The following is a 14,699-nucleotide window of genomic DNA, read 5'->3' as shown; positions in this document are numbered from 1 at the left end:
TCCAGGGTCGTAAGGAAGAGTCAGGCCGAGATCGTCACGTCGATCTCGTCGTAGCGTTTTAACCGGTAGATCAGGGCCGACACGAGCCAGCACGCGAGGAACAGGCCGATCACGACATAGCCGAGCACGCCGAAGTGCGACGCCACCATCGACGCGAAGTCCCACACCGGGCCCTGCAGCGACAGCTTGTCCGCGAGCAGCGCGAGCACCTCGATGCCGCCGATCAGCGCGGCGACCAGCACCGACACGAAGGTGATCGTCATGTTGTAGTAGATCTTGCGGATCGGCCGCACGTACGCCCAGCGATACGCGCCCATCATCAGGATGCCGTCGGTCGTGTCGACGAGCGTCATGCCGGCGGTGAACAGTATCGGCAGCGCCATCACGGACCAGAACGACAGACCGCCCTGCACCTGCGCCGCCGAGATGCCGAACAGCGCGATCTCGGTCGCCGTGTCGAAGCCGAAGCCGAACAGGAACCCGACCGGATACAGGTGCCAGCTGCGCGACACCAGCCGGAACAGCGGACGGAACAGGCGCGCGAGCACGCCGCGCTGGTTCAGCAGCAGGTCGAGATCGGCGTCGACGATCGGCTCGCCGCGCCGCGCGGCGCGAAACGTCCGGTAGACGGAAACCAGGATCAGCAGGTTCGCGATCGCGAGCACCAGCAGGAAGAACGCCGACACGCTCGTGCTGATCACGCCGCCCCACGCTTTCAGGCTCTCGAAGCGCGCGAGCGACGCGGCCGTGAGCGTCACCACGACCGACATCACGATCACGACCGTCGAATGGCCGAGCGAGAAGAACAGGCCCGCGCCGAGCGGGCTGCGCCCCTCCTGCATCAGCTTGCGCGTGACGTTGTCGATGGCCGCGATGTGGTCGGCGTCGACCGCATGACGCAGCCCGAACACGTACGCGAGCAGTGCGGTGCCGAGCAGCACGGGCTGGCCGTGGAAGGCGGCGAACGCCCAGATCCACGCGCCTGCGTTGAAGGCGATCAGTAGCGCATAGATCGCGACGATCTTGCCGCGCAGCCCGGACGGACTGTCGTTGAACAGGCGGAACAGCGAATCGAGCATGACGCTCCTTTGCGAACGGTCGACATGAAGCATGCCAACACGGCCGTCGCTGCGCGGCCCCGCGCGGTCCGGCCCTTCGTCGCACCGGGTCATGCGCATTCGCGCAGGCGGCCGGACGACGGGGATCGGGAAACGCTCGGGTGTCGGGCACGCTGCGGCCGTGGACGATGCGCCGCTTCCCCGCGGCGCTGAACCCCAACGTTTAGGCCGGTATCCGGGCTGACGAACACGCCGCTTCGCCTTCCCGGATACGCAGGGCATCCAGTGGCGGTCGTCCGCATGCAGGCGGCATGCGGCGAAGCGGCGTTGCATCGCGGCGGGCACGATGCGTTCGCTTACCGTTGCGGGGGCAGCACAGGTTGGCTCGACTGCGACGCAGGCAGGCTCCCTGTTTCCCGTTTAACTGCGCACGCCGGAGGGCACGCGCGAGCACCAAAACGCGTGCGAGTGTAGGCGCCGGGGGCGGGAGCGTCAAGGCGGCGCGACCCGCCGAACGGCGTCTTGCATGGCCGCCGCGCCACGCCGGAGGCCGCTTCCGGCATCGGCGAAGCGGGTTCGCGCGGGCGGATCGCTGTGCTATCGTAGCGCCGCGTTCGGTGCTCGCATGCGCATTCCGCGCATGCAGTTAAACGGGAAACAGGAGGCGGATTACCGCCCGGCCTGTGCTGTCCCCGCAACGGTACGCCGCCCGCGCGACGCGCTTCCCCGCGCACGCGCCCATGCCGCCCACGATGCCACTGCCCTTCTAACCGGGCGGGAAGGCTGCGGCCTGGCCGGCGGCCAGCCCGGATACCGGCCGACGCAAGGGGCGAGCCCGATGCTCGCCGAACGCCCGATCCGCGGGGGACGGATGAGGTGCGCATTCCGCCCGCGTCCGCGCGGGCTTCGTTCGATCCGTCATGCGTGACCTGTCTGCTGGCCGCCGCCGTGCCGCCCGCCTGCCCTATTCCCCTGTTTCGACACGGTGCGCGCCGTGCCGCGCCCGATGAGCCGGGCCTGGCTCATCGGCGCCGGCCCCGGCGACGCCGACCTGCTGACGCTCAAGGCCGTCCACGCGATCGGCGCGGCCGACGTGCTGCTCGTCGACGATCTCGTGAACCCCGACGTGCTGCGCCATGCGCGTGCCGACGCGCACATCGAGCACGTCGGCAAGCGCGGCGGTCATGCATCGACGCCGCAGGATGCGATCGTCGCGGCGATGCTCGCGCATCTGCGCGCGGGCCGCAGCGTCGCGCGGCTCAAGGGCGGCGATCCGTTCGTGTTCGGCCGCGGCGGCGAAGAGCTGGCCGCGCTCGGCGCGGCGGGATTTCAAGTCGAGGTCGTGAGCGGCGTCACGGCCGGCATCGCCGCGCCGGCCGCGCTCGGCATCCCGGTCACGCAGCGCGGCGATGCGCAGGGCGTGATCTTCGTCACGGGCCACGGCGCGGGCGCCGACGAACCCGACTGGCGTGCGCTCGCCGCCACGCACATGACGATCGTCATCTATATGGGGATCCGCCGGCTCGACGCAATTGCAGCCGCGCTGCGCGAAGGCGGCCTGCCTGGCGACACGCCGTGCGCGGCGATCGAGAATGCGACGCGCCCCGGACAACGGCACGTGCTCGCGACGCTCGACACGCTCGTCGAACACGTCGGCGCGACCGGCATCGGTTCGCCGGCCATCTTCGTCATTGGCCGCGTCGCCGCGTTCGCCAACGATCCCGCGGTACGTGCCGCACTCGGCAGCGGCGCATGATGCGCGTCGCGCTCGGTGTCGGTTTCCGCGCGGGCGTGACGGCCGCGCAGCTCGATGCCGCGATCCGCGCGGCGCTGAGGCTGTACCCGGCTGCCGAACCGGCGCTCGTCGCCACGCTCGCCGACAAGGCGCGTGCCCGCGCGCTGCGCACGCTGTGCGCGAGACGCGGCTGGCCGCTCGTCGCGTTCGACGCGGCACAACTCGCGAGCCGCCCCGAACTGGCCGCGAGCGGTCCGTCGGGTGCCGCGCTCGCCCGCTTCGGCGTCGCGGGCGTGGCCGAGCCGTGCGCGCAGCTCGCGGCGCCGCACGGCCGGCTGCTGGGCCCCAAATCCATCCGGGACGGTGTGACGGTCGCACTTGCCGGCCCGCTCTGAACCCTTTGTTTCGCTTTCTTTCGACAGGATCAATCCGATGAAAACCGACACCGAATCCCATCAACGGATGACCGAACGCCGCCGCGCGGGCCACGAGAAGAAGCAGGCCGCCGCCACCAACGAAAAGGGCCTGCTGATCGTCAACACCGGCAACGGCAAGGGCAAGAGCACCGCCGCGTTCGGCATGGCCGTGCGCGTGCTCGGCCACGGCATGCGGCTCGGTGTCGTGCAGTTCATCAAGGGCGCGCTGCACACGTCCGAGCGCGACTTCCTCGGCGCGGTTGCCGAATGCGATTTCGTGACGATGGGCGACGGCTATACGTGGAACACGCAGAACCGCGACGCCGACATCGCGACCGCGCGCAAGGGTTGGGACGAGGCGCGCCGGATGATCGAAAGTGGCGACTACCGGATGGTGATCCTCGACGAGCTGAACACCGTGCTGAAGTACGAATACCTGCCGCTCGACGAAGTGCTCGCGACGCTTGTCGCGCGTCCCGATTCGGTCCACGTCGTCGTGACCGGGCGGCATGCGCCCGATGCGCTGATCGATGCGGCCGACCTCGTCACCGAAATGCGGCTCGTCAAGCATCCGTACAAGGAGCAAGGCGTGAAGGCGCAGCGCGGCGTGGAGTTCTGAGCATGCCCGCCTGCCCCGCGCTGTTCGTCAGTGCGCCCGCGTCGGGCCAGGGCAAGACGTCGGTGACGGCCGGCCTCGCGCGGCTGCACCGCCGGCTCGGCCGCCGTGTGCGCGTGTTCAAGACCGGGCCCGACTTTCTCGATCCGATGCTGCTCGAACGCGCGAGCGGCGCCCCCGTGCATGCGCTCGACCTCGGGATGGTCGGCGAGGCCGGCTGCCGCGCGCTGCTTGCCGATGCCGCGCGCGAGGCCGACCTGATCCTGATCGAAGGCGTGATGGGGCTGTTCGACGGCACGCCGAGCAGTGCCGATCTCGCGGCTGCGTTCGGCGTGCCGGTCGTCGCGGTGATTTCCGCGAAGGCGATGGCGCAGACGTTCGCGGCGATCGCGTTCGGGCTCGCCCGGTTCCGGCCGGGGTTGCCGTTTCACGGCGTGCTGGCCAATCGCGTCGGCTCGGCCCGGCACGCGGAGCTGCTGCAACAGGCGCTGCCCGACGACCTGCGCTGGCTCGGGCATGTGCCGGCCGATGCGGGCATCGCGCTGCCGGAGCGGCATCTCGGCCTGCACCAGCCGGCCGATATCGACGATCTCGACGCCCGGCTCGATCGCGCGGCCGACGTGCTCGCGCAGACGGCGCTCGCTGAATTGCCACCCGCCGTCGCGTTCGCGGAACCGGACGCCGCGGCGCCGCTGCCGCGTGCGCTCGCCGGCAAGCGGATCGCGGTGGCGCGCGACGCGGCGTTCTCGTTCATCTATCCGGCGAATCTCGCGCTGCTCGACGCGCTCGGTGCGCAGTCGAGGTTCTTCTCGCCGCTCGCCGACGAACCGGTACCGGACGATTGCGACGCGCTGTTCCTGCCGGGCGGCTATCCGGAACTGCATGCGGCGACGCTCGCGGCGAATGCGGCAACCGCACGGACGATTCGCGCGCATGCGGCGGCCGGCCGGCCGATCGTCGCGGAATGCGGGGGGATGGTGTATCTGAGTGAATCGCTGACCGACGTGGACGGCGCGTCGACGCCGATGCTGGGGTTGCTGCCGGGCCACGCGACGATGCAGCGCCGGTTCGCGGCGCTCGGCATGCAGCAGCTCGAAACGCGGCACGGCTCGATGCGGGGCCATACGTTCCACTACTCGCGGCTCGCGACGCCGCTCGATCCAGTCGCGCATGCGGCGCGCCCCGACGGCGCGGCCGGCAGCGGCGAGGCCGTCTATCGCCACGGCGCAATCGTCGCGACCTACATGCACATGTACTGGCCGTCGAATCCGGATGCGGTCGTGGCGTTGTTCAGCGGCGAAGCGTTCTAGGTTGATCGATGCAGCGATGATGAGCCGACCGGCAATGATCGCACCGCTCGACGGGCGCAGCTACAGGTGCCGTTCGATATCCATCCGCTGATGGAAGATTCGAATCACATCGATCGTGTCATCCGTTTCGCGATAGATTGGGTACATCTCGCATTCAGTCGCCGTGGCGACCTTGCCGATGTCCAGTCCGCGCCGCATGCGTTGCGTCCTTCGACATGTCAGGGCTTTTCGCGCCCCGGCGCTTCCGAACGCGAAGTGCGGATCACGGTGCCGTCGGGCGAGAAATGCGCATTGAACATCGCGTCGCCCGATACACCGCCCTCGGCCCAGTGCCAGCTCCACACGTCTTCATGGCTCAGCGCGTATTGCGCGATCTCGGTCGGCTTGCCGAGCAGTTGCCGCACGTCGTCCTTCGACATCCCGGGCACGACCTTCGCGATGTTCGCCGCCGTCAGCGCCTGCGTGATCGACACGAGCCGGCCGTCGGGCCCGAAATCGAGCATGTAGGTGCTCGTGCCGTACGGGCCGCGCGGATATTCGAACCGCTGCGAGCCGTCGTCGCCCTGCCTGACCATCTCGGGCTTGCCCGCCTGGCGGAGCACGTCTTCGGTCGTCGAGACGCCCGGCTGCAGATTACCGAACGCCATCGGATCGGGCTTGATCGCATTCACCGCGTCGGCCACCTTCTGGTCGTCGCACCCGGCCGCCAGAACGCCGACCGCACAAGCCGTCAGCACGGTCAGAAGCTGTTTTCGCATGTCATCACACCTGTATTCATCGAGCCGATCCGGCGTCGCGCGCAGCGTAGCACGCGACCTGTTCCGTCGATGTCAAGGAGCGTCAAATTCACGCGCGTGCTGTCGCGTCCGGTTTCACGGACGCATACGCACACGTCGAACGGCGGCTGCGACGCCGCCGCGCCTCTGCGTCAAACCAGGAATGCCTCGGCCAGCTTGACCCAGTACGACGCACCGGTGGGCAGCGCCGCGTCGTTGAAGTCGTAACCGGGGTTGTGCACCATGCAGCCACCCTCCCCGTCGCCGTTGCCGATGATCAGGTAGCAGCCCGGCCGCTTCTCGAGCAGGAACGCGAAATCCTCGCTGCCGGTGAGCGGCACCATCCCGTCGATCAGGTTCGCTTCGCCCACCCATTCGCGCGCAATACCGCGCGCCAACTCGGTCATTTCCGCGTCGTTGACGAGCACCGGGTAGCGGCGCTGGTAGTCGATCGTCGCGGTCGCGCCGTACACGGCAGCCTGCGCATGCACGACTTCCTTGATGCGCGTCTCCAGCAGGTCGCGCACGTCGGGTTTCAGCGCGCGCACCGACAGGCGCATCTGCGCGCGATCGGGAATCACGTTCGGCGCCTCGCCCGCGTGGATCGCGCCGACCGTGACGATCGCCATGTCGAGTGGCGGCACGTTGCGCGACACGATCGTCTGCAGCGCCAGCACGATCTGCGCGCACACGACAACAGGATCGATTGCCTTGTGCGGCACCGCGCCGTGGCCGCCGCGGCCCTGCACGTCGATGACGACGGTGTCGGACGACGCCATGAACGGCCCCGGCAGGAAGCCGAATTTGCCGGTCGGGAAACCCGGCATGTTGTGCATCGCGAAGATCGCATCGCACGGGAACAGCTCGAACAGCCCTTCGTCGAGCATCTTCTTCGCGCCGCCGAGCCCTTCTTCCGCCGGCTGGAAAATCAGGTTCAGCGTGCCCGAGAAGCTGCGCTCGCGTGCGAGATGCTTCGCGGCCGCGAGCAGCATCGCCGTGTGGCCGTCGTGGCCGCACGCGTGCATCTTGCCGGCGATCCTGCTCTCGTACGGCAGGCCGGTCGCCTCGTGAATCGGCAGCGCATCCATGTCGGCGCGCAGGCCGAGGCGCTGCGTGCCGTCGCCGACCTTCAACTGCGCGACGACGCCCGTGCCGCCGAGCCCGCGATGCACCGTGTAGCCCCACGACTGCAGTTGCTCGGCGACGAGGTTGCTCGTCGCGAATTCCTCGAAGCCGAGCTCGGGGTAGGCATGGATGCGGTGCCGGATCTCGATCATTTCATCGGCCAGGCCTGCTGGAATCACGCTGTGCGTCACGGTGTCGTCTCCTGTTTCTGCGGGGAATGTGCAGGCAAGGATAGTCGGTTCACCAGCAACCGGGCAGACGGAAAGTCGTCACGGTAGCAACTGATGGTTGCCGTATCGCGCACCGCACACGGGATAGGAAAACTGGCCATCCGGATGACTGCCGCACGCGGTCCAGGCACGTGAAACTGTGGGCTCCACATCGATTTGATGAGCACCGGGATTCGATGATGACCGTTCAAGCATCCGGAATAGCTCAGATATATCAATGTGTTGCGGATGTTTGTTCATTTTTTGACGTGCGTACATTTTTTGTGTACGCTGATGAAGAAGTGAACAAGCAATCGCCTCCGATGCCCGAGAATGCCCCCCTTCCGATGTCGGAACAGCACGTGCTCGATGAAGCCTGCGCCGCGTTCGAACGCGCGACCCGGCGCTTCAGCGCGCGGCCCGTGCGCGTGCCGGCCGCATACACCGGGCAAGCCGACGCGATGATCCGCTTCGACGTTGCCGGGCACGTATTCGAGATGCCGGCCGCCGTGAGCCTGCGCGTCGAATCGCTGCCGGGTGCACTCGCGGCACTGCACCGCCGCGGCGGTACTACCGCGACGCCCGGCGAGCGGCCGCTGATGCTGATCGCACCCTATCTTTCGGCCGAACTGGCCGCCGGCCTGACCGACCAGGGCATCCCGTTTCTCGACACCGCGGGCAACGCATGCCTGATTCAACCGGAGGCGACCGTGATGATCGCGGGCCGGCCGAAACCCGCACGCACACCGCGCCGGCAGGCATCGCGCGCAACGACGCCGAAGGGCTTGGCCGTGATGTTCGCCATCGCGACGCAGCCGGGCCTCGTTGCGCAGCCGTATCGGGCGATTGCGGCCGCGTCGGGTGTCGCGCTCGGCACGGTCAACCTCGCGATGGACGACCTGATCGCGCGCGGCCTCGTCGGGCAGCGCCGCAATGGCGAGCGCCTGATACCCGACTGGCCGCGCTTCGTGCAGGAATGGGTTGCGCTGTACCCGAGCCGCCTGCGCGCGAAACTGCCGAGCCGCCGCTATGCGAGCCTCGCGCCCGACTGGTGGCGCGGTTTCGATTTCACATCGTTCGATGCGCGGCTCGGCGGCGAACCGGCGGCCGACCTGCTGACGCACGATCTGAAGCCGGCCGCGATCACCGTCTATACGCACGGCGCGGCATCGAACCTCCTGCTGCTCCAGGCCCGCCTGCGTCCGGACGATCACGGCGACGTCGAAATCGTCGAAGCATTCTGGCCGCACTCGCCCGCGCTCGATTGGCACGAGCCGCACGTGTCGCTCGTACCGCCGCTCCTGATCTATGCGGATCTCGTCTCGTCGGGGGACAGCCGCAACCTTGCCGCCGCCGAACGGATCCATGACCGATACCTCGCCCACCCGCCCGCTTGAAGTCGACGTGCGCCGGCCGCTCGACCCGGCGGCGGTCGCGTTGCTGCAAGCGGTCAGCCGTGCCTGCGCGCGCGTCGACGCGGCCTTCGTCGTCGCCGGCGCAACCGCGCGCGACATCCTGATGTGGCACGTCCACGGCATCCGGCCGGTGCGCGCGACACGGGACGTCGACGTTGCGGTGTGTGTGGTGAGCTGGCCGTTTCACGCGCAGCTCGTCGATGCGCTCGTCGCGACCGGGCAATTCACGCGCGCGCCGAAACAGCAGCAGAAACTGCTGTTCGAGAGCGGTACGCACGGTTTTCGCACCGAGCTCGATCTCGTGCCGTTCGGGCCGCTCGAAACGCCGCCGGGCGAAATCGCGTGGCCGCCGGGCGGTGAATTCGTGCTGAACGTGCTCGGCTTCCAGGAAGCGGTGGATACCGCGCAGCCGGTGTCGGTCGACGCGCGCACCGTCGTGCCGGTGGCCAGCCTGCCGGCGCTCGTGCTGCTGAAGCTGCTCGCCTGGAAGGACCGGCGCGCACGCCAGAACAGCGATGCGTACGACCTGCTGTTCCTGCTGCGGAATTTTCACGATGCAGGCAACCGCGAACGCATCTGGGATGCCGCCCCCGACCTGCTCGAACTGCATGCGTTCCAGCCGGGCCTTGCCGCCGCCGCACTGCTCGCGCGAGACGCGAAACGGATCGCTTCACCGCAAACGCGCGATGCCATCCGCGCGCTGTTGTCCGACGCAGCGACCTATGCCGTGCTCGGCCAGGATCTGCTGGCACGCGCGTTCGCGCTGTTGCCCGGTGAATTCAGCGATGACGCCAACCGGTATCTCGACGCATTCCGCGACGCCTTTCTCGCCGATTCCCCTGCCCCCCACGCATGACGCGACGTGGTGGAGCCGCAGCGTCATCGCTGCTTTCGAACCGCCGCGCTCAGGCCGCCCAGTCTTCGAGCGACAACCCGGCCACCCGGCCGAATTCCCGGCCGTTGTTCGTGACGAGCACCGCACCGGCCGCGATCGCATGCCCGGCGATCGACGCATCGTTCGCGCCGATCGGCGTGCCGCGCGTGGCGAGATCGGCACGAATCGCGGCCGTTGCATCGACGGCCGCCGTATCCCACGACAGCACGCCATCGAGCCGCGACACAAAGGCCGTCACGAGTTCCGCATGCTTCGGCGACGCCTTCCTGCCGACTGCGCCGAACCGCATTTCGGCATAGGTAATGGCCGAGACGACAATCCGGTGCTGCGCATTGACGCACGATTGCAGCCGCGCCAGCACCACCGGCGGCCGCTCGCGCATGATGAACGAACAGATGTTCGTATCGAGCATGTAGAGCGTGGTCACTGGCCGGACTCCGTCGGCGCGGCATCCCCGCCGGAAAGGTCGAAGCGGCCTGGCTCGATCACGGCCGGGCGTTCGGCGAGGAAGTCGGCATCGGCCAGCGGTTCGCTCGCGAACGAGAGCCACGTGGGCCGTACCGGCCGCAGCAGCAGGGTGTCACCCTCGCGGCGAATCTCGAGTTCCGTCACCCCCTCGAACTCCATGTCCTTCGGGATGCGGATTGCCTGGTTACGGGCGTTCTTGAAAATGGAAACGGTGCGCATGAGCCACTCCATGGGAGTACGATGCGCCCATTCTAGGCATATGCCTGCATATGTCAACTTGAGGGGGCGCAAATCGGATGTCGCGCCCCACGCTGCCACGGGTGTTTTTGTCATGTTGCCGGCCTGTCGTCGATGAGGAGAGCGATCCATTCTTCACGACGCAGGCCGCGCAGTCCATATCCCGAACGGCCGATGCCGGCGCGGCACCGGACCGCGCGCAACGTCGCACCGACGCTGCGCGCCCGCCCCGTCACGGCAGCCGGAAAGTGTCAAAGAACGTATCGCGCTCGATCACGGTGAGCGCCGCGCGCTTGTGTGGAAAGTCGAACTCCTTCAGCGTGTAGAAGCCGAGCCGGTGCATGTACGCGATGTGCCGCACGTGATCGACGCGCGGCTCGCCGACGAGCCGCTGCGTGCGCGGTTCGTCGACGAACATGTAGTGCAGCACCCCGCTCCACCATGCATGCAGCTTGCCGGCGCTCTGGAAACGCGAGTCGCCGATCAGAAGGTGCAGCCCGCGGTCGTAGTCGTGCGCATCGTAGAACGGAGCGAGACGGTCCTCCTTCGCCCAGTAGAACTCGAAATAGCCGAACGGCGTGTCGTCGAAATAACCGATCATCGGGTGCATGTGCGGATCGGCGAGCCGCTCGGCGAGATACGCCGCGTGCTCGTCGCGCGTGCCGCGCTGGTCCCAGAACTGCGCGACGCGATCGAGGTTCATCCAGCCGCTGAACAGGTCCGCGTGCGCGTCGATATCGACGGTGCGCAGGCTGAACGTCATCCCCACCTGCGGCATGGTGCGCGCATAGATCTCGCCGGCCGGCGACGGCGGCCGCACCGGGTGCCGGTGCCCGTTCGTGATCGCATAGCGCAGCGGCATCCCGCCCGATGCGGGCGCCTTCAGCCACGGCCGCGGGTTCTGCCAGAAGGTCGTGCGCGACACGGTCAGTCGCAGCGTGTCGCCCGCGACCTGCGCGCCGTCGATCACGCCCTCGCGCACCGCGCGCGCGACGTACGACGCAACGGCCGCCGCATCGGCGCCGCCGAGCGGCACCGTGATCGTTGCCGCGTCGTATCGCGTGTCGGTGTTGAAGAGCGCGACGAACGCCGCGAGCAGGGCATCCGGCGAATCGTCGGGCCGCCAGGCGTCGAGCGTGCGCTCGGCGACTGCCATCGCCTGCCCGTGCGCGGCGCCGTCGAGCGCCGCGGCCACTTCACCTTCGACGGCGTCCGCGGCGCCGGCCGGTTTCGTCAGCGTGTCTTCCATCACAGTGCTCCCGCGTCGTGGCGATCGGCGAGAACGTGCAGCCCCCGCTCGAGCGCCGGAAACAGGCTGCGCTGGAAGTTGTTCCAGCGCAGTTCGAGAATCGTGTCGCGCGGTGCGATCGGCGTGTCGAGCACGTCGCAGATCACCTCGCCGGAATCGATGCCGTTGTCGACGTAGTGGAACGACGCGCCCGTCATCGTCACGGGCTCGACGGACGACGTCGCGCCGCTCGCCCAGTCGACCCGTTCGCCGCGCGCGCCATGCAGCGCGTCGAGCGTCGCCCACGCGCCGCGCCGCTGGTACGGCGAACCGTCGGCGGTGATGCCCGGGTGGATGTTGGCGATGCGCCGGTGAAAACGCGCACCGGACCGCACGAGCTCGTCGAGGATCACGAGCAGCCCGTCGAGCACGACGACGTCGGCTTCGAGTTCGAGCAGGCGCTCGAGCAGACGGCGCTCGAACGCCTGTTTGCCGGCTGCACGCTCGTGCGCGTCGCGCGGCAGCCGCCGGTACGTCGACGGAATCGAACAGAACAGTTCGTCGACCGGCCGGCCCTGCACCGCCAACCCTTCCGGCAGGATCCACGGGCGGCCCGGCGTGCGTGCAAAGCCGTAATCGGCCACTTTCGCGCGATCGGCTGGCGAACCGTCGTCGTCGTCGAAGATCACGCCCCTGAGCGTGTAGCGCTCGCCGAGCGGCGAGTCGTTCAGGCGTTCGACGAGGAATTCGAGCGGCGCCTTCATGTAGCGCGTGCCGCCCTGATAAGCGACCGGCTGCCCGGCACGATCGGCCGCGCCGTTGCGCAGCGACTGGATGTAGACGAGATTTTTCTTCGGCATGGATGCGTCGTGGAAAAGCGGACGAAGGCGCCGCAGCCGGCCCGCGCCGGCCACGAAGGCCGGCCGGCGGGCCGCGGCGCGCATCGTCACCAGTTGTATTTCGCGGTCGCGATCACCGTGCGGTCGGTGCCGAAAACGCAGACGTTCACCGACTGGCAGCCGCTGATGTAGTGGCGGTTGGCCAGGTTCGTCGCATTCACGGCGAAGCGCCAGTTACGCGTGTCGTAGTGCACACCCGCGTCGAACAGCGTGACGCTCGATACCGTCAGCGCGTTGTCCGACCCACCGGCCGACGCGCTCTGGTAGCGAATGCCGCCGCCGAGGCCGAGCCCCGCGAGCGCCCCCGTATGCCACGTCCAGTCGGCCCACAGCGATGCCATCTGGCGCGGACGCGGAATGTCGACCGGCCAGTTGTTCAGCGAGTTGTCGTTCGCCTTGATGACCTTCACGTCCTGGTAGACGTACGAAGCGATCATCGACAGGTTCGGCGTGACCTTGCCGGTCGCGCTCAGCTCGATCCCGCGCGAACGCACCTCGCCGGACTGTACCGACTTGGTGCCGCTGTCGTCCTGGCTCAGCAGCGCCGGCGTGATCCCGTTGGTCTGGTTGATCTGGTAGATCGCCGCGTTCAGCATCAGGTTCTTGCCGGGCGGCTGCCAGCGCAGGCCGGCCTCGATCTGCTTGCCGCGCGTCGGCTGCGGCAACCCGCCGCCGAGCAGGTTCACGCCGATCAGCGGATTGAACGACGTTGCGTAGCTGATGTACGGCGACAGCCCGTAGTCGCCCTGGTACGTGAGGCCGACGCGGCCGGTGAACGCCGTGACGTCCGCCTTCGTCGACGTGCCGCCCGCGCGGTCGTCCTGGCGCATGGTGACCCAGTCCTCGCGGCCGCCGAGCGTCAGCGTCCAGCGGTTCCACTTGATCTGGTCCTGCGCGTACAGGCCGAAGGTGTTCATCGTCGTGTACGTGTTCGTGCGATACGTGGTGTTCGGATCGGAGAACACGGCCGTGGTCACGGGCGTGTAGACGGGGTTGTAAATGTTCAGCGTCGGCGCGGCAGCCATCCATTCGCTGTCGGTCGCGGTCTGGCGGTTGTACTGGAAGCCGAGCAGCAGCGTGTGCTGCAGCGGGCCCGTCGCGAAGCGGCCTTCCACGTTGTTGTCGATGTCGAAGCGGCTGTAATTCATCTGGAACACACCGGCCCAGCGGTTGACATCGGTCTTGCTGCCGTCGGCGAAGCCGGCGCCCCACACCGACCCGTTGTCGAGCGACAGGTGCATCAGCCGCACGTTCTGGCGGAACGTCCAGGCCGAAGTCAGGTTCTGCTCGAACTGGTAGCCGACCGACCACTGTTTCTTGCGGTAGTAGTTGAAGTTCGGGTCGCCCTCGTACACGTCCTTGTTGATCTGCCCGTTCGGGTTCGGCAGCACCGTGCCCTGTGCGGGCAGGAAGTTCGACGAGATGTCGCCCCAGTCCTGCAGGTACGTCGCGGACAGCGTCAGCGACGTATCCGCGTTCGGGCGCCAGCGGAACGACGGCGCGAGCGCGACGCGCTGGTCGTTGTTCGGGCCGGTCAGCGCGTTGCCGTCGCGCGCGACGCCGACGAACCGGTACGCATACTTGCCGTCCGGGTCGAGCTTGTCGCCCACATCGATCATGAACTGCTTGCGCGCATAGTTGCCGATCTGCACGCCCGCTTCGCGCACGCGCTCGCCGTCGGCGAGCTTGGTCTGCACGTCGATGATCGCGCCGGGATCGCCCGCGCCGTACAGCACCGAGGTCGGCCCGCGCAGCACGCTGATGCTGTCGATCATGTACGGATCGACGCGCCAGCTCGCGAGGTTGATCGTGTTCGGCACCTGCAGCCCGTTCACGTACGCGGTCGGCGTGAAGCCGCGCAGCGCCGAGTACCAGTCAGAACGGTTGTCCGAGCCGTACGACGAGAAACCCGGCACGTAGCGCAATGCCGCGTTCACGTCGGTCGCGCCGGTCATCTCGATCTGCTGCGCGGTGACGACGTTGATCGTCTGCGGGATCTCGTTGATCGGCGTGTCGGTCTTCGTGCCGGTGCGGCTGCGCTTCGCGACGAGTCCGACCGTGCCGTCGCCTTCCGAGGCCGCGTTGACGTTGATCGTCGGCAGCGTGCCGGTCGACGCACTGGCCGCCGCACCGCCCTGCGCACTGCTGGCCGACGCCGCGGCGCCTGCGTTCACGGCCGGCGCCGTCTGGGCATACGCCTGCCCTGCAGCCGCACCGAACGCCACGCTCGCCGCGGCTGCGATCGCACGCAAACGCGTGCCTGTTGCCCACTCCATCTTTCTCTGCTCCACTTTTTTCATGCGGTCTCCGAC

At 68.1% G+C, this 14,699-nt stretch carries 14 protein-coding genes and 2 riboswitches; of the genes, 6 read left to right on the top strand and 8 right to left on the bottom strand.

Annotated elements, in window-relative coordinates; genetic code table 11:
* Positions 1 to 20: 20 nt before the first annotated feature.
* Positions 21 to 1,079 carry a HoxN/HupN/NixA family nickel/cobalt transporter gene (locus ACPTTF_RS08615; RefSeq protein ID WP_423370893.1) on the bottom strand — a complete coding sequence of 353 codons (1,059 nt, stop codon included), beginning with the start codon at positions 1,077 to 1,079 and terminating at the stop codon, positions 21 to 23.
* A 188-nt stretch (positions 1,080 to 1,267) separates the two neighbouring features.
* A riboswitch (cobalamin riboswitch) is annotated at positions 1,268 to 1,531 on the bottom strand.
* Between the two features lie 124 nt (positions 1,532 to 1,655).
* A riboswitch (cobalamin riboswitch) is annotated at positions 1,656 to 1,894 on the top strand.
* 170 nt (positions 1,895 to 2,064) lie between these two features.
* Here ACPTTF_RS08615 and cobA point away from each other — a divergent pair.
* From cobA to ACPTTF_RS08595, 4 genes are read left to right on the top strand one after another with little or no spacing between them, the layout of a single operon-like run.
* The gene (gene cobA / locus ACPTTF_RS08610; RefSeq protein WP_423370892.1) at positions 2,065 to 2,814 is read left to right on the top strand and encodes a uroporphyrinogen-III C-methyltransferase; all 750 of its coding nucleotides are present in this window, start codon (positions 2,065 to 2,067) and stop codon (positions 2,812 to 2,814) included.
* Entirely contained in the window at positions 2,811 to 3,188 is a 378-nt protein-coding gene (locus ACPTTF_RS08605) for a cobalamin biosynthesis protein (RefSeq protein ID WP_423370891.1), read from the top strand. The genes cobA and ACPTTF_RS08605 overlap by 4 nt, the downstream gene beginning before the upstream one ends.
* Positions 3,189 to 3,225: 37 nt before the next feature.
* A complete protein-coding gene (gene cobO, locus ACPTTF_RS08600; protein WP_423370890.1) occupies positions 3,226 to 3,828 on the top strand; it encodes a cob(I)yrinic acid a,c-diamide adenosyltransferase in 603 nt (200 codons plus the stop codon).
* 2 nt (positions 3,829 to 3,830) lie between these two features.
* Positions 3,831 to 5,135 (top strand): cobyrinate a,c-diamide synthase, encoded by a 1,305-nt coding sequence (locus ACPTTF_RS08595; protein WP_423370889.1) that lies wholly within the window; start codon positions 3,831 to 3,833, stop codon positions 5,133 to 5,135.
* A gap of 218 nt (positions 5,136 to 5,353) precedes the next feature.
* Here the strand turns inward: ACPTTF_RS08595 and bamE are convergent, their stop codons facing one another.
* Entirely contained in the window at positions 5,354 to 5,893 is a 540-nt protein-coding gene (bamE, locus tag ACPTTF_RS08590; RefSeq protein WP_423370887.1) for an outer membrane protein assembly factor BamE domain-containing protein, read from the bottom strand.
* Positions 5,894 to 6,063: 170 nt separating this feature from the next.
* Positions 6,064 to 7,227 (bottom strand): M20 aminoacylase family protein, encoded by a 1,164-nt coding sequence (locus ACPTTF_RS08585; protein WP_423370886.1) that lies wholly within the window; start codon positions 7,225 to 7,227, stop codon positions 6,064 to 6,066.
* A 341-nt stretch (positions 7,228 to 7,568) separates the two neighbouring features.
* On the opposite strand from ACPTTF_RS08585, the gene ACPTTF_RS08580 reads away from it, so the two are divergent.
* Positions 7,569 to 8,642 (top strand): type IV toxin-antitoxin system AbiEi family antitoxin, encoded by a 1,074-nt coding sequence (locus tag ACPTTF_RS08580; RefSeq protein ID WP_423370885.1) that lies wholly within the window; start codon positions 7,569 to 7,571, stop codon positions 8,640 to 8,642.
* On the top strand, positions 8,611 to 9,516 hold the full coding sequence (locus ACPTTF_RS08575) for a nucleotidyl transferase AbiEii/AbiGii toxin family protein (RefSeq protein WP_423370884.1): 906 nt from the start codon (positions 8,611 to 8,613) through the stop codon (positions 9,514 to 9,516). The genes ACPTTF_RS08580 and ACPTTF_RS08575 overlap by 32 nt, the downstream gene beginning before the upstream one ends.
* 49 nt (positions 9,517 to 9,565) lie before the next feature.
* Here ACPTTF_RS08575 and ACPTTF_RS08570 read toward each other — a convergent pair whose 3' ends face one another.
* The 5 genes from ACPTTF_RS08570 to ACPTTF_RS08550 form a co-directional block, all read right to left on the bottom strand.
* Positions 9,566 to 9,982, bottom strand: a complete 417-nt coding sequence (locus ACPTTF_RS08570; RefSeq protein WP_423370883.1) for a PIN domain-containing protein — start codon at positions 9,980 to 9,982, stop codon at positions 9,566 to 9,568.
* Positions 9,979 to 10,242, bottom strand: a complete 264-nt coding sequence (gene vapB / locus ACPTTF_RS08565) for a type II toxin-antitoxin system VapB family antitoxin (protein WP_166964309.1) — start codon at positions 10,240 to 10,242, stop codon at positions 9,979 to 9,981. Before vapB ends, ACPTTF_RS08570 begins: the two co-directional genes overlap by 4 nt.
* 250 nt (positions 10,243 to 10,492) lie before the next feature.
* Positions 10,493 to 11,509, bottom strand: a complete 1,017-nt coding sequence (locus ACPTTF_RS08560) for a GNAT family N-acetyltransferase (protein WP_423370882.1) — start codon at positions 11,507 to 11,509, stop codon at positions 10,493 to 10,495.
* Positions 11,509 to 12,348 carry a formyltransferase family protein gene (locus ACPTTF_RS08555; RefSeq protein ID WP_423370881.1) on the bottom strand — a complete coding sequence of 280 codons (840 nt, stop codon included), beginning with the start codon at positions 12,346 to 12,348 and terminating at the stop codon, positions 11,509 to 11,511. The genes ACPTTF_RS08560 and ACPTTF_RS08555 overlap by 1 nt, the downstream gene beginning before the upstream one ends.
* Positions 12,349 to 12,434: 86 nt before the next feature.
* A complete protein-coding gene (locus ACPTTF_RS08550) occupies positions 12,435 to 14,687 on the bottom strand; it encodes a TonB-dependent siderophore receptor (protein WP_423370880.1) in 2,253 nt (750 codons plus the stop codon).
* Positions 14,688 to 14,699 lie beyond the last annotated feature (12 nt).

Origin of the sequence: Burkholderia crassaminum, from assembly GCF_964265005.1 — a bacterium.
GTDB lineage: Bacteria > Pseudomonadota > Gammaproteobacteria > Burkholderiales > Burkholderiaceae > Burkholderia.
The sequence above is the reverse complement of the archived record's forward strand: the minus strand, read 5'-3'. Positions and strand labels throughout refer to the sequence as shown.

Excerpts from the sequence above, each read along its gene's own strand:
- ACPTTF_RS08615 (WP_423370893.1), bottom strand. The coding sequence starts at position 1,079 with ATGCTCGATTCGCTGTTCCGCCTGTTCAACGACAGTCCGTCCGGGCTG.
- cobA (WP_423370892.1), top strand. The coding sequence starts at position 2,065 with ATGAGCCGGGCCTGGCTCATCGGCGCCGGCCCCGGCGACGCCGACCTG.
- ACPTTF_RS08605 (WP_423370891.1), top strand. The coding sequence starts at position 2,811 with ATGATGCGCGTCGCGCTCGGTGTCGGTTTCCGCGCGGGCGTGACGGCC.
- cobO (WP_423370890.1), top strand. The coding sequence starts at position 3,226 with ATGAAAACCGACACCGAATCCCATCAACGGATGACCGAACGCCGCCGC.
- ACPTTF_RS08595 (WP_423370889.1), top strand. The coding sequence starts at position 3,831 with ATGCCCGCCTGCCCCGCGCTGTTCGTCAGTGCGCCCGCGTCGGGCCAG.
- bamE (WP_423370887.1), bottom strand. The coding sequence starts at position 5,893 with ATGCGAAAACAGCTTCTGACCGTGCTGACGGCTTGTGCGGTCGGCGTT.
- ACPTTF_RS08580 (WP_423370885.1), top strand. The coding sequence starts at position 7,569 with ATGCCCGAGAATGCCCCCCTTCCGATGTCGGAACAGCACGTGCTCGAT.
- ACPTTF_RS08575 (WP_423370884.1), top strand. The coding sequence starts at position 8,611 with ATGACCGATACCTCGCCCACCCGCCCGCTTGAAGTCGACGTGCGCCGG.
- vapB (WP_166964309.1), bottom strand. The coding sequence starts at position 10,242 with ATGCGCACCGTTTCCATTTTCAAGAACGCCCGTAACCAGGCAATCCGC.
- ACPTTF_RS08560 (WP_423370882.1), bottom strand. The coding sequence starts at position 11,509 with ATGGAAGACACGCTGACGAAACCGGCCGGCGCCGCGGACGCCGTCGAA.
- ACPTTF_RS08555 (WP_423370881.1), bottom strand. The coding sequence starts at position 12,348 with ATGCCGAAGAAAAATCTCGTCTACATCCAGTCGCTGCGCAACGGCGCG.
- ACPTTF_RS08550 (WP_423370880.1), bottom strand. The coding sequence starts at position 14,687 with ATGAAAAAAGTGGAGCAGAGAAAGATGGAGTGGGCAACAGGCACGCGT.